The 14,460-nt window shown below is 64.9% G+C and carries 10 protein-coding genes and 1 riboswitch; of the genes, 2 read left to right on the forward strand and 8 right to left on the reverse strand.

Features of this window, described 5'->3' with window-relative positions; translation table 11 throughout:
- Positions 1-10: 10 nt before the first annotated feature.
- The 6 genes from CUJ91_RS17035 to CUJ91_RS17060 form a co-directional block, all read right to left on the reverse strand.
- Positions 11-1,021 (reverse strand): ABC transporter permease subunit, encoded by a 1,011-nt coding sequence (locus CUJ91_RS17035; RefSeq protein WP_006052552.1) that lies wholly within the window; start codon positions 1,019-1,021, stop codon positions 11-13.
- A 150-nt stretch (positions 1,022-1,171) separates the two neighbouring features.
- Complete coding sequence (locus CUJ91_RS17040) at positions 1,172-2,800, reverse strand: ABC transporter substrate-binding protein (protein ID WP_006052551.1); 1,629 nt, start codon at positions 2,798-2,800, stop codon at positions 1,172-1,174.
- Between the two features lie 307 nt (positions 2,801-3,107).
- Positions 3,108-3,938 (reverse strand): methylenetetrahydrofolate reductase [NAD(P)H], encoded by an 831-nt coding sequence (gene metF / locus CUJ91_RS17045; protein WP_006052550.1) that lies wholly within the window; start codon positions 3,936-3,938, stop codon positions 3,108-3,110.
- Positions 3,939-3,948: 10 nt separating this feature from the next.
- Positions 3,949-4,302 (reverse strand): phage holin family protein, encoded by a 354-nt coding sequence (locus CUJ91_RS17050; protein ID WP_006052549.1) that lies wholly within the window; start codon positions 4,300-4,302, stop codon positions 3,949-3,951.
- A 133-nt stretch (positions 4,303-4,435) separates the two neighbouring features.
- On the reverse strand, positions 4,436-5,857 hold the full coding sequence (gene ahcY / locus CUJ91_RS17055; protein WP_006052548.1) for an adenosylhomocysteinase: 1,422 nt from the start codon (positions 5,855-5,857) through the stop codon (positions 4,436-4,438).
- A 32-nt stretch (positions 5,858-5,889) separates the two neighbouring features.
- Positions 5,890-6,029, reverse strand: a riboswitch (S-adenosyl-L-homocysteine riboswitch).
- A 212-nt stretch (positions 6,030-6,241) separates the two neighbouring features.
- Positions 6,242-7,069, reverse strand: coding sequence for a glycosyltransferase family 2 protein (locus CUJ91_RS17060; protein WP_114156548.1), 828 nt, complete (start codon positions 7,067-7,069; stop codon positions 6,242-6,244).
- Positions 7,070-7,250: 181 nt separating this feature from the next.
- Between CUJ91_RS17060 and CUJ91_RS17065 the strand changes: the two genes are divergently transcribed.
- Entirely contained in the window at positions 7,251-8,201 is a 951-nt protein-coding gene (locus CUJ91_RS17065; RefSeq protein WP_006052546.1) for a LysR family transcriptional regulator, read from the forward strand.
- A gap of 262 nt (positions 8,202-8,463) precedes the next feature.
- Here the strand turns inward: CUJ91_RS17065 and CUJ91_RS17070 are convergent, their stop codons facing one another.
- Together CUJ91_RS17070 and CUJ91_RS17075 are read right to left on the reverse strand one after the other, a co-directional pair.
- Positions 8,464-10,419: an OmpA family protein gene (locus CUJ91_RS17070; RefSeq protein WP_114156549.1), complete on the reverse strand. Its 1,956-nt coding sequence runs from the start codon at positions 10,417-10,419 to the stop codon at positions 8,464-8,466.
- 184 nt (positions 10,420-10,603) lie between these two features.
- Positions 10,604-12,262 carry a GMC family oxidoreductase gene (locus CUJ91_RS17075; RefSeq protein ID WP_114156550.1) on the reverse strand — a complete coding sequence of 553 codons (1,659 nt, stop codon included), beginning with the start codon at positions 12,260-12,262 and terminating at the stop codon, positions 10,604-10,606.
- 440 nt (positions 12,263-12,702) lie between these two features.
- On the opposite strand from CUJ91_RS17075, the gene CUJ91_RS17080 reads away from it, so the two are divergent.
- On the forward strand, positions 12,703-14,412 hold the full coding sequence (locus CUJ91_RS17080) for an isovaleryl-CoA dehydrogenase (RefSeq protein WP_114156551.1): 1,710 nt from the start codon (positions 12,703-12,705) through the stop codon (positions 14,410-14,412).
- Positions 14,413-14,460 lie beyond the last annotated feature (48 nt).

Consider the following 14,460-nt stretch of genomic DNA (forward strand, 5'->3'; position numbering starts at 1 on the left):
GGTTCATGTCTTACCTCGTATGGCGAATGCGCGGATTCAACACGCCGTACAACAGATCGACGACGAGGTTCACAAAGATAACCAGTGTGGCGATCATCAGGATACCGCCCTGCACGACCGGATAATCGCGGCGGCCAATCGCGTCGATCAGCCACTTGCCGATGCCCGGCCACGAAAACAGCGTCTCCGTCAGCACCGCGCCCGCAAGCAGCGTACCGACCTGCAGACCGATCACGGTCACCACCGGGATCAACGCATTGCGCAATGCATGAACGACGATCACGCGCCCAGGCGACAAACCCTTCGCGCGCGCCGTGCGGATATAGTCCTCGCGCAGCACTTCGAGCATCGACGAACGCGTCATGCGTGCGACGACCGCGAGCGGAATCGTGCCGAGCACGATGGCCGGCAAAATCAGATGGCTCAATGCGGACTTGAACGCGCCTTCGTCGGTGGACATCATCGCGTCGATCAGCATGAAGCCGGTCACGTGCGGAATGTCGTATTCGACGGCGATGCGGCCCGACACCGGCGTCCAGCCGAGCTTCACCGAGAACACCATGATGAGGATCAAGCCCCACCAGAAGATCGGCATCGAATAGCCGGTGAGCGCCGTGCCCATCACGCCGTGATCGACCGCCGTGCCGCGCCTGAGCGCAGCGAACACGCCCGCCGGCAGGCCGACGATCAGCGCGAACAGCATCGCGCAAATCGACAGTTCGACGGTCGCGGGGAAACGGGCGAGGAATTCGCCCATGACGCTGGTGTTCGTGATGATGGAGGTGCCGAGGTCGCCGTGAAGCGCGCGGCCGATGTAGTGGACGTACTGCATCGGCAGAGGTTCGTCGAGTCCCAGCCGGTGCATCGCTGCGGCGTGCATGGCCGGATCGACGCCGCGCTCGCCCATCATCACTTCGATGGGATCGCCCGGTATCAGGTGAATCAGCGCGAATGCAAGGATCGTGATGCCGATGAACGTCGGTATCACCATGCCTATGCGGCGCAAAACAAAGCGGAACATGGTTCGTCCCTATGGTCTTGATGAAGAAAAAACGCAACCGGCGACGAGGGCTCGTGACCCCGGTCGCCGGACCATTTCGACCAGTTTTCTAACCGTGCGAAAAGCGTACTGCGCGAATTTTACGACTTGCCCGACAGGTTGGCGGGCGCCTTACTTGACGCTCACGCCGTCGAAGCGCGCATAGCCGAGCGGCTCGATGCGCATGTCGTTCACCTTCTTGCTGACAGGCTGATAGACCGTCGAGTGAGCGATCGGCGAGAACGGCAGTTGTTGCGCGAAGATTTCCTGCGCCTTCGTGTAGGCCGCCGTGCGCGCGCCCTGATCGGACGTTGCGCGGCCCTTCTGGATCAGCTCTTCGAAAGGCTTGTGGCACCACTTCGAGAAGTTGTTGCCGTTCACCGCGTCGCAGCCGAGCAGCGTGCCGAGCCAGTTGTCCGGATCGCCATTGTCGCCCGTCCAGCCGATCAGCATCGTGTCGTCCTCACCTGCGTGCGCGCGCTTGATGTACTCACCCCATTCGTAGGTGACGATCTTCGCCTTCACGCCGATCTTGGCCCAGTCGGCCTGGATCATTTCCGCCATCAGGCGGGCGTTCGGGTTGTACGCGCGTTGCACGGGCATGGCCCACAGCGTGATGTCGAAGCCGTTCGGATAACCGGCCTTCGCGAGCAGCGCCTTGGCCTTGTCCGCATCGTACGATGCGCCCTTCAGGTTCTTGTCATAGGACCATTGCGTCGGCGGCATCGGATTCGTGGCGGCCTGGCCTGCGCCTTGATACACCGAGTCGATGATCGCCTTCTTGTTGATCGCCATGTCGAGCGCCTGACGCACTTCGACCTTGTCGACCGGCTTGTGCGTCACGTTGTACGCGAGATAGCCGAGGTTGAAGCCCGGCTGCGACGGCATCGCAAGGCTCGATTCAGCCTTCAGCGGCGCGATGTCGGCGGGACGCGGATAGCTCATCACCTGGCATTCGTCGCGCTTGAGCTTCTGCACGCGCACACCGGCGTCCGGCGTGATCGAGAAGATCAGCTTCGAGATCTTGACCGCGTTCGGCTTCCAGTAATCCGGATTGCCGTCGAAGCGGATCGTCGCGTCTTTCGTATAGCTGCGGAAGATGAACGGACCGGTGCCGACCGGGAACTGGTTGATGTCCGCGGCCTTGCCGGCCTTCAGCAACTGGTCGCCATATTCGGCCGAGAGAATCGACGCGTATTCCATCGCCATGTTCTGGATGAACGGCGCGTTGACTTCCTTCAGCGTGAACTTGACCGTGTACGGATCGACCTTCTCGACCTTCGTGATCAGCTTGTCGAGGCCCATGTCCGTGAAGTACGGAAACTGCACGGAGTAGGCCTTGCGGAACGGCTGATTGGTGTCGAGCATGCGCTCGAACGTGAACAGGACGTCGTCCGCGTTGAATTCGCGCGTCGGCTTGAAGAACGACGTGGTCTGGAACTTCACGCCGTGACGCAGATGGAACGTGTACGTCTTGCCGTCCGCGGAGACATCCCACTTTTCGGCGAGGCCCGGCTCGACCTTCGTGCCGCCGCGCTCGAATTCGACGAGGCGGTTATAGACGGTGAACGTATTGGCCGTGAAATCGGTGCCCGTGGTGTACTGGGCCGGATCGAAACCCGCGGGGCTGCCTTCTGAGCAGTAGACGAGTGTCTTGTTCGGAATCTCGGCGCGCGCGCTATTCGCGCCCACCAGCGATGCCGCTGCAGCTGCGACGAGCGTCGTAACACGCGCGGCGCGCAACAGATTGTTTTGCTTCATGTTTCCTCCAGGTTCGGGGCTGGCTGACGCCAGCGTAGCGCGATATTACTGAGCTTTCCCCGGTGTCACAAGCAGAGGAAATTATCGGCGATACCGCCGCTGGCGCGCCCCGGCGGATATTTGCAGCGCTCTTTCGAATGACTTTCAGAGTAGGTGATTGGGGCGGTTTTGGGGGAATCGTTTGAGTGTTCTGCCGCAGGGCTCGGAAAAACACGGGAAGAAAAATGTCCGCGAGACGCGCCGCGCGTCATTCGCGCGGCGGTCTGCGGAGGACCAACGGAAGCGATAACCGTTGGTTGTTCGACGCTCAGCCCTTCAACCGCTCGCAAATCGCCTTGGTCGCCGCCGCCCCGTTCAGCGTATAAAAATGCAAACCGGGCACCTTGGCATCGACCAGGCGCTTGCACAGGTCGGTCACCACGTCGAGGCCGAATGCGCGGATCGACTCGCGGTCGTCGCCGAAACTCTCCAGCCGGCGCGCGATCCAGCGCGGCACTTCCGCGCCGCACATCTCCGAAAAGCGCATCAGTTGCGAGAAGTTCGTGATCGGCATGATGCCCGGCACGATCGGCACATCGACGCCGAGCTTCCTCGCGTCGTCGACGAAACGGAAGTACGCGTCCGCGTTGAAGAAGTACTGCGTGATCGCGGAATTGGCGCCGGCCTTCACCTTGCGGGCGAAGTTTTCCAGATCGTGACGCGGCGAGCGCGACTGCGGATGATATTCCGGATAGCCGGCCACCTCGATCCAGAACCAGTCGCCGAACTCGGCGCGGATAAAGCTCACCAGTTCCGACGCATAACGCAACTCGCCGACTTCGCCCATGCCCGAAGGCAGGTCGCCGCGCAGCGCGACGATATGGCGAATCCCATGCGCGCGGTACTGGTTGAGAATCGCGCGCAGGCTCTCTTTGGACGAGCCGATGCACGACAGATGCGGCGCGGCCTCGAGCCCTTCCTTCGCCATATCGACGACGGTATCGAGCGTGCCCTGCTGCGTCGAGCCGCCGGCGCCGAACGTGACGGACACGAACTTGGGCTTGAGCGCCGCGAGCTGCGCACGCGTGGCGCGCAGTTTGTCGACGCCTTCCTGCGTCTTCGGCGGGAAGAATTCGAATGAAAGTTCGATCGGGTTCATGATCAGTATGTCAACCGAGACTGCGGTTGCCGAAAATAAGCGCGGACAGCAGCCATGAAACGATGCTGTACAGAATCGAGCCGAAGAACGCCGACCAGAATCCCGAGACCTCGAAACCCTTCAGCAGCGACGCGCACAGCCAGAAGCACAGCGCATTGACCACCAGAATGAAGAGCCCCAGCGTCACGATCGTGACGGGCAGCGTCAACAGGATCAGCACCGGGCGCAGGACCGTGTTGATCAGTCCGAGCACGACCGCGACGATCAGCGCGGTGCCGAAGCTGCGGATATGAATCGACGGAACGAGATAGGTGATGATCAGGAGCGCCAGCGCATTGATCAGCCAGGTCAGCAGCACGGTCATGTCAAGCTCCTTGCAGGCAGAATGTCCGTTAATCGATGGGAAGCGGGCATGGTGAACAAAGCGGCGCATGCGCGCCGCTCCGTCGTCATACCGTCATGTTTTGCAGCGCGAAGGCGCACCGCAACGCACGTGCTTAGTAGCGGTAGTGATTCGGCTTGAACGGACCGTTCTTGTCGACGCCGATGTAACCGGCCTGATCGTCCGACAGCACGGTCAGCGTTGCGCCGATGCGCGCCAGATGCAGGCGTGCGACCTTCTCGTCCAGATGCTTCGGCAGCACGTACACGCGGTTCTCGTACTTGTCGCCTTGCGTGAACAGTTCGATCTGCGCGAGCGTCTGGTTCGTGAACGAGTTGGACATCACGAACGACGGGTGGCCCGTCGCGCAGCCCAGGTTCACGAGACGCCCTTCGGCCAGCAGGATCACGCGCTTGCCGTCCGGGAAAATGATGTGGTCGACTTGCGGCTTGATGTTGTCCCACTGGTACTGACGCGTCGATGCGACGTCGATTTCCGAATCGAAGTGACCGATGTTGCAGACAATCGCGTTGTGACGCATCGCCTTCATGTGATCGTGGTTGATCACGTGATAGTTGCCGGTTGCTGTCACGAAGATGTCGGCCTTGTCGGCTGCGTATTCCATCGTCACGACGCGGTAGCCTTCCATCGCCGCTTGCAACGCGCAGATCGGATCGATTTCCGTGACCCACACGGTCGCGCCGAGACCGCGCAGCGATTGCGCGCAGCCCTTGCCCACGTCGCCGTAACCGGCCACGACCGCGATCTTGCCCGCGATCATCACGTCGGTCGCGCGCTTGATGCCGTCGACCAGCGACTCACGGCAGCCATACAGATTGTCGAACTTCGACTTGGTGACCGAGTCGTTGACGTTGATCGCCGGGAACGGCAGGCGGCCTTCCTTTTCCATCTGATACAGACGATGCACGCCCGTCGTGGTTTCTTCCGTCACGCCCTTGATGTGCGCGAGGCGCGTGGAGTACCACGTCGGATCGGCGTCCAGATGACGTTCGATCGACTTGTACAGCGCGACTTCTTCCTCGTTGGTCGGCTTGGCGATCACCGAGCGGTCTTTCTCTGCCTTCGAGCCGAGGATCAGCAGCAACGTCGCGTCGCCGCCGTCGTCGAGAATCATGTTGGCGAACTCGCCGTTCGGCCATTCGAAGATGCGGTGCGAGAACTCCCAGTATTCGTCGAGCGACTCGCCCTTGAACGCGAACACCGGCGTGCCGGCCTTGGCGATGGCGGCAGCGGCGTGATCCTGCGTCGAGAAGATATTGCACGAGGCCCAGCGCACGTCCGCGCCGAGCGCCGTCAGCGTTTCGATCAGCACGCCGGTCTGGATGGTCATGTGCAGCGAACCGGCGATGCGCGCGCCCTTCAGCGGCTGCTGCGCCTTGTACTCGTCGCGCGTTTGCATGAGTCCGGGCATTTCCGTCTCTGCAATGGTGAGTTCCTTGCGGCCCCAGTCGGCGAGCGACAGGTCGGCAACGATGTAGTCCTGGGAAGCCTGGGAATCGATAACTGCGGCGTTCATCACGCCCTCCTTTCTAAATAGTGACTAGAAATTTGACGTGAGCGCGGTTCGATGCGGTGGATAGGACAGCGCAATTGCGCATCCGGGCCCTCCGATTGAAGCCTTCGAGCCTGGCGGGCGGCCGGCGAATATATGCTGATTCGCGGTACCCGTCGCAACGCTCCTCGAAGACGAACGGCGATTGTAGCAAATTGGGATGGGTGTGGGGCGTGGGGCGGAGGCGCTTGTGGGTCGGCGGATGAAGGGCGCGAAGCGGCGGCGGCTTGTGACTTCAGGCTCGTGTTTGTTTGACTGCGGCGCCGTCGGGCCGCTGCTAAGGCTCAGGCCACAGCTTGGTTGCCGGCGCAGTTACAGACAGACGCCGCCCCACCTAACCGCGCAACTTCACGACGGCTTTCCTCCCGCCGTGGCAGCGGCCTCGCCCGCCGCCGGCGTCGTGGCCTCGGCGGCGAGATCCGCGCCGCGCAACTGCGCGATGCCCGCTTGCGCCCTCTCGAGAAAGCGCAGCGAAAAAGAGAACGCGTCGGTCACGTCGGCGGGCGACGGCGTCAACCAGCCAAACGCAATGCGGAAATACCGCTCGGCGTGAATGCCCGCGTGGTAATGCATGCGCACGCGCTTCGCGTCCGGCAGCCGCGGATTGCCGAACATCTCCCGCAGCGCCCACGAGAACGCGCCATCCTCGCCGCCGATACGGCGAAACGCGTCATCCATCGGAAAGCCGCCGAGCGCCGCGTACACCGCACGGCGCACCACGAGACTGCTCGGCACCGTGTTGCTGAGCGTCGCCGCGTGCTGCGCAAAATCGGGGTGGCCGGTGATGTCGGCGGGGAAATCGACGTACTCGACGTCGAGCCGCACCGACACCTGCTTCGGATAGTGCGCGAGAAACCCGCTTGCCGCAGTCAGCGCGCCGGGCAGATATTCGTCGTCGGCATCGAGAAAGGCGAGCAGATCGTGCGACGCGTGCAGCGCGCCCCAGTTGCGCGCCCGCGCAGCGCCGCCGTTGCCCGGCATGCGCAGCAGTTGCACGCGCGGGTCGATGTTTGCGTATTGCTGGACCAACTCCGCGGACGCATCGGTCGAACCATCGTCCACCACGATGATCTGCGCGGTCTCCGGCTGAATGCGGCAGCTATCGAGCGCGCGAGCGAGCGTCGACGCGCCGTTGTAGCAGGGAATAACGATGCAGATAGCAGAAGCGGGCGTCATGGGGAAGCGGCGGCAGCCGGTCGCGTCAAAGGTGGCAATCGTAGCTCGCGGTTCGCACCGCACGTCTCAATATTAGGCGCGCGTTGCAAGGCCGAGCGATTGTCGAAGCCGCCCTCGCCGTCATAAATGCCATGACTTACAATCGCCCGATTCATTCCAATATGGAATCGGGAGCCCGACCGTGGAACTGCGTGCGCTGCGCTATTTCGTCGAAGTCGTTCGTCAGCAGAGCTTCACCGTCGCCGCCGAGCAGATGTTCGTCACCCAGCCCACCATCAGCAAGATGGTGAAGTCGCTCGAAGACGAGATCGGCTCGCCGCTGCTGCTGCGCGACGGCCGGCAGATGGTGCTCACCGACGCCGGCCGCATCGTCTATCAGCGCGGTCAGGAGGTGCTCGCCGCGCACGCGCAGTTGCAGGCCGAACTGAACGATCTCGGCACGCTCGGGCGCGGCGAACTCACCATCGGTATTCCGCCGATGGGCGGCTCGCTCTTCACGCCCGCGATTGCCACGTTCCGCCAGCGCTACCCGAAGATCGAGCTGAAGCTGTTCGAGCAGGGCTCGCGCGCCATCGAGACGGCGCTCATCAACGGCGAGCTGGAACTCGGCGGCGTGCTGCAGCCGGTGGACCCCGCCAATATCGACGTGCTGCCGATCACTCGTCAATTGCTCTGGCTCGTCGCGCGCACCGGCTCGCCCTGGGACGAATTGCGCGAAGTGCCGCTCGCACAGCTCGCGAACGAGCCGTTCGTGTTCTACGGCGAGAGCCTGGCGCTCAACGACGTCGTGCTAAACGCGTGCCGCGTCGCCGGATTCGCGCCGACTATCGTCGGACGCAGCGGACACTGGGATTTCATGGCGGCGCTGGTGCTTGCCGGCGTCGGCATCGCGTTGCTGCCCGCGCCTTATTGCCGGCGGCTCGATCCCGCGCAGTTCACCTGCCTGCCGGTGGTCGAGCCGGAGATTCCATGGGAAATGGCGATGGGCTGGCGCCGCGACGGCTATCTGTCGCACGCGGCGCGCGCCTGGCTGGAGGTGGCCCGCGAAACGCTGCCCGGCCGCGCCGGCGACGACCTGATGCTCGGCCTGACGGGCATCGCCGCGCCGCTTCAGGCGCCGCGCGCGGAATGACCATGCCGCCCGGCGGGAGCCGGGCGGGCATGGTGGTTGGGATTGAGCGTCGCCCGCCTTGCTGCAGCCGGTGACGCGCCACCGGCATTACTGCTCCGCGTGAAGCGCGACCGGCCTTCTTGCTGCGCATGAGGCGCCCGCCGGGCATGCTGCTGCGCGCCGAGCGCCAGCGGCCTTTACTGCTGCCCGTGATTCAGCGCCGCCATCGCTGCTGTGCGCCGGACGGCACCGCCTTACGGCTGCGGCTCACGCGCCCTCGCCCTCACTGCTGCGCGCTGAACTCAATGCGGCGATTGGCGAAGCGTCCGCTAGCCGTGTCGTTGCCGGCGATCGGGTGCGCCTGGCCATAACCCTGCGCGCGAAGCGAGTCGCCCGGTACGCCGGCTTTGACCAGATACGAGCGAACCGCTTCCGCGCGTTCCTTCGACAGTTGCAGATTGGCCTGCTCGCCGCCGACGTTGTCCGAATAGCCCGCCACTTCGAGCTTTGCGACGCGCCCGTTGCGCGCGCAGGCGTTCAGCACGCGCGCCGACTGGCCCAGGTCTTCGTTAGCCGTCGCCGGCACACGCGCGCTCGAGCTTCCGAAGTTGATCACCTGCAGGTTGAGCACTTTGGCGATATCGGCCGCGACGCACGTCGGGTTGCCCGTCAACAGAGCCTTGACCGCGCTGCGAAAATTCGCCGTTGCCTGTTCGACGGCGTGTTCGGGGTCGAACGCGCCGACGTCGTACGAGGCGCCGAATAGCGACTTCAGCGCGTTCTGCCAGCCCAGTTTGGCGTTGGCAGCCGCGCCGCTCAATTCGATCCGCGTGCCGTCCAGTTTCAGTTCCGCGCCGGGCACGCTCATCAGCGGCACGAGGCCGTCGAGGCGCGTGAGCCAGTCGGCCGGCTTGGTGGCCGGGTCGACGGTGATGTTCGCGCTGTAGTTGTTTTGGCCGAGGCGCTTGGTCAACTCGTCGATGAGCTGCGTCTTTTCGGCCTCGCTGCCGACCGTCGCGGTGAACGTCGGCTTACCCGCTTCGTTCACGCTGAACGCGAACTGGCTGTTTTTGGACGGCGCCGCGGCGACGCCCGGCTGATGCGCGTCGCTTGCGCCGTTGGCGCGAGCCGCGCCGTTGGCGGCATTTGCGGCGCTCGTGCCGCTTGCGCCGTTTGCACCGCTCGCACCACCAACGCCACTCGCCCCTCCAGCGACACCCGCCCCGCTCGCCGCAACGACCGACGCCGACGCCGACGCAGCCGCAGACGCCGCGTCCACAGCCGCCGACGCCGCGGCGTCCTGCACGGTGCCCGTCACCATCGACGCGACGCCGTCGCTAGCCGCGACTGCCGCTGCAAGCTCACCGGACGCCCCGACCGCCGCCGAAGCCGGCTGCGCCGCTACAGGTTGCGCGCTCTCACCGACCGCATCGCCAGCACGGTGTTGCAGTTGCGCGAAGCTGCCCGGAAACAGATAAGCCAGCAACGCGGCGCCGAGCCCGAGCGCCAGCAGCAGCCACCACAGCCACGCGTGCGAGCGGCGCTTTTCGCCGACCACCGCGTCCGCCGGCACATGAACCGCCGCGGTCACTTCGGGCGTGGGTTTCGCTGCCGGCATCGGATGCTCGATATGCGCCGACACCGCCTTCAACTGCCCGAGCACGCCGCCGGTAAAAGCGCCAACCGTGCCGAGCCCGAGCGTGCCGAGCCCGAGCGCGCCGAGCAGCCGGTCGTTCAGATACGGCGCGATGAGCGGCATCTGATGGCTCAACAGCGCCGGCAGTTGACCGACGCTGCCCTGGCTTTTCAGCAGATGCTGTTTGAGCATGCCCAGCATGGTCGCGCCGACGATGCCCGTGATCGCATGCGTGGCGTGCGCCGGCACGCCGGTTTGCACGGCCACCTCGTCGCTGAGCGACTCCGCGCGGCGGTCGAGCGAACGTTCGAGCAACGCGCGCCCCGCACCTTCGAGTTCGCTCACGCCGCGCGTGCTGTCCGTCAGATGCGGCAACTGTTCGGCGATTCGCGCGTCGACATCGGGCGAGACGGCGGTGGCGAACAGCGAGCGCGCGCCCTCGAGCGTCGCGGCCTTGTGCATCAGCCCGGCCAGCAGCGCGGGCGCGGCGGTGGTCACCACGGCGCGCGTCGCTTGCGGCGGCAAGCCGATGCGCTCGCCCAGTTGCGCGACCACTTCGTCCGTCAACGCGGACTGGATCGCGTGAATCAAATTGATGCTCATGCCTTCGCTTCCTGGAGTTCCCGGACCCGCCACCTGACGCGCCCCTAATTGCGCGGCGATTATAGGTATCCGGAAGTCTCATAAAAGGAACGGCACAATTTATGACGATTTAGACGACGTTCGCACTGGTTCTCTCATAATTGACGACGGAAATGCGGCGGTTCGAGCGGGCGTACCGACACGTTCACGCGGCGCTGGCCGTCGGCGCGGCGCTTGCCACTGCGCCGGCCTGCTCCACCGTCTGCGGCCGGCGACGGCTCGCCGTCATCAGCTCGGCCGCGCGTTCGCCGATCATCACCGTGGGCGAGTTGGTGTTGCCGCCGATCAGCGTCGGCATCACCGATGCATCGACGATCCGCAGTCCCTCGACGCCTCGCACGCGCAATTGCGGATCGACCACCGAGCGCGCATCGCCGCCCATCCGGCAGGTCGCGACCGGGTGATAGATCGTGTCCGCGTGCTCGGCGATGGTCTGGCGCAACTGTTCGTCGGATTGTCCGGGCCGCGTGTACAGTTCGCGGCCGCCGTGCAGCGCAAGCGACGGCGCGTCGAGAATGCGCCGCGCCATCTGCACGCCTTCGACCAGCAGATCGAGATCGCGCGAATCGCTGAAAAAACGCGGGTCGATCACGGGCGCATCGCGGGCATCGGCGCTCGCGAGCGTCACCGCGCCGCGGCTAAATGGCCGCAGCACGCACACATGCAGCGAATAGCCGTGGCCCCAATGCATGTGCCGGTTATGGTCGTCGACGAGCGCCGCGCAAAAATGCAGTTGCAGGTCGGGCCGCTCGAGCGTCGGCCTGCTCTTCAGAAAGCCGCCCGCCTCGGCGACGTTGCTCGACAACATGCCGCGGCCGTGGCGCATGAAGGTGACGAACTGCGGCACCATCCGCGCGATGCCGCGCACCGAGAAACCGGTCGGCTCGATCGACGACACGCGCTTGTTGATCGTGAAATCGACGTGGTCGATCAGGTTCTGGCCGACTTCGGGCGCATCGTGCAAGACCTCGATGCCATGCGCTCGCAGATGCCCGGCCGGCCCGATGCCGGAGCACATCAGCAATTGCGGCGAATTGAACGCGCCCGCCGCGAGCACGACTTCGGCGCGCGCGGTCAGTGTCTCGCGACGGCCGCCGCGCACCACGTCCACGCCGCTCGCGCGCTTGCCGTCGAACACCACGCGCAGCACCGTGGCATCGGCGATCGTATGGAGATTGCCGCGCTCGCGGTCGTAGATATAAGCGCGCGCAACGCTGCAACGCCGGCCATCGCGTTGCGTGACCTGATAGAAGCCGATGCCTTCCTGATCGGCGCCGTTGAAGTCGTCGTTCGGCTTGTAGCCGGCTTCCATCGCGGCCTGCACGAAACGCTTCGAAAACGGGTTCCGGTAGCGCAGGTCGGACACGGAGAGCGGGCCGCTGTCGCCGTGCCACGCATCGGCGCCGCGCTCGTTGCCCTCGGCGCGGCGGAAGTACGGCAGCACGTCCTGCCACGACCAGCCGTCGCAGCCCAGTTGCGCCCATTCGTCGTAATCGAGCGGATGGCCGCGCGTGTAGATCATCGCGTTGATCGCGCTCGATCCGCCGAAGCCGCGCCCGCGCGGCTGATAGCCTCGCCGGCCGCCGAGTCCCGGTTGCGGCGTGGTCAGATAGCCGTAGTTGGTCTTGAGTTTGTTCGGCACGACCGCCGCGACGCCCACCGGCATGTTGACCAACAGGTTGCGGTTCGTATGCGGGCCCGCTTCGATCAGGGCAATCGTCGCGTCGGGACAGTTGTCCGCGAGACCGCTCGCGAGCGCGCAGCCGCCCGAGCCGGCGCCGACGATGATGTAGTCGTATTCCATCGCTCCTCCTGATGGGTGCGTTGTCTGCGCACCCTGTCTCGTGCACACTTGTCTACGTGTGTTTCCCGGCATTGTAGGGACGGTTCGGAGGCCGCGGCGGCTTCACGTCAGAGCGATTACTCTAAACCTGAACGCCCCTGCGCCCCTATGATGAAAGACCCGCAGACGCCCGCCGCGCGGCGGCTTGCGGGATTCAAACAGGGTCCGTGAGCGATGTGCTTTTGGCGCACGGTGAGTCGGTCGCAATCAAACGGCGCGGCGCGGACGCATGCTAACGACTGCGTACGGATTGCGCGCCGATGCCGCAGCGAAAACGCATAGAGCGCGCACAGACAGCGCACGCAAAGCGCACACAAAGCGCCCACTTGGCGCAAACGCCGCGCGATAAAAAACCCGCGCCGGCGCCCTTGCCGCGAACACGCGGCGAACGGAGACAGCAGATGCAACGCCATAGCTTCGGCCAGACTCACGAGGTCACCAATCAGGTGCCGCCGCTCGCGGACTACGACCTCTTTTCCACCGACGCCGCGCTATCCGCCGCGCTCGAACGCGACGGCGCCGCATGGCATCGCGACGCGCTGCTGCGGCACGGCGCGGCGCTCACCACGCCGGAGACGCTCACGCTCGCCGAACTCGCCAACCGTCACACGCCCGAGCTTTCCACGCACAGCCCGCGCGGCGAACGTATCGACGCGCTCGAGTTTCATCCCGCGTGGCATGAGTTGCTTTCGCTGCTGCGTCGCGAGGGATTGCACGCGTTGCCGTTCTCCGACCCGCGGCCGGGCGCGATGGCCGCGCGCTGCGCCGGCTACTTCCTGCATGCGCAGATCGAGTCCGGCTCGCTGTGCCCGTTGACGATGACGTTCGCGAGCATTCCGGTATTGCAGCGCGAGCCTCAACTGTTCGAGACGTTGCGCGACAAGCTGTATGCGCGCGAGCACGATCCACGCGATGTGCCGCTCGCGCAAAAAGCGTCCGCGATGATCGGCATGGGCATGACCGAAAAACAGGGCGGCTCGGACGTGCGTAGCAATCAGACCCAGGCGCGCGCGATCGCTGCCGGCGGCCGGGGCGGTGCCTATGAACTGGTCGGCCATAAATGGTTTTTCTCGGCGCCGCAATGCGACGCGCATCTGGTGCTTGCGCGCACGCACGATCACGTCGGCCTGTCGTGCTTTTTCGTGCCGCGCTTCACGCCCGACGGCAGCAAGAACGCCGTGCAGATCCAGCGTCTGAAAGACAAGCTCGGCAACCGCTCGAACGCGAGCAGCGAAGTCGAATTCCTCGACGCGTTCGGCATCATGATCGGCGACGAAGGACGCGGCGTGCCGACCATCATCGAAATGGCGAACTACACGCGGCTCGATTGCGTGATCGGCAGCGCGGCGCTGATGCGCGCGGCGCTCGTGCAGGCGATTCATCATGCACGCCATCGCAGCGCGTTCGGCCGCAATCTCGTCGATCAGCCGTTGATGCGCAATGTGCTCGCCGACCTCGCGCTCGAATCGGAAGCGGCGACCGTGCTGTTCATGCGGCTCGCGCAGGCGTTCGAGCAATCCGCCGATGCAGGCACAGCGACGTCCGCCGCCGATTCAGCGGCTGCCTCCGCCGAGCGCGCATGGCGGCGCATCGTGACGCCGGCGGCGAAATACTGGGTTTGCAAACGCGCGCTCGAATTCACCGGCGAAGCGATGGAAGTGTGGGGCGGCAACGGCTACGTCGAGACCGGTCCGATGGCGCGCTTCTATCGCGAGGCGCCCGTCAATTCGATCTGGGAGGGCTCGGGCAACGTGATGTGCCTCGACGTGCTGCGCGCACTGGAGCGCGAACCCGACGCGGCGCAGGCGCTCTTCGCGCAATGGCAGGCCGATGCCGCCGCGCATCCTGCGTTGAGCGCCGCGCTCGGCAAACTCGCCGCGACGCTCAACGGACCGGCCGAACATCGCGAAGCATCGGCGCGGCGCATCGCGCAGCAGATCGTGCTGATCGCGCAGGCCACGCTGCTCGTGAGGCATTCGCCCGCCGTTGTCGCGGAGGCCTTCATTGCCACCCGTCTCGCGGATGGCTGCGGCGAAAGCGGCCGCGTCTACGGCACGCTCCCCGCCACGTTTGATCACGCGGCGATCGTCGAACGCGCTTTTCCGGTTTGAAACCGCAGCCAGCGGCACGCAACCAAGCAACGACGCAACAACACCGAT

Origin of the sequence: Paraburkholderia graminis (genome assembly GCF_003330785.1) — a bacterium.
Lineage (GTDB): Bacteria > Pseudomonadota > Gammaproteobacteria > Burkholderiales > Burkholderiaceae > Paraburkholderia > Paraburkholderia graminis.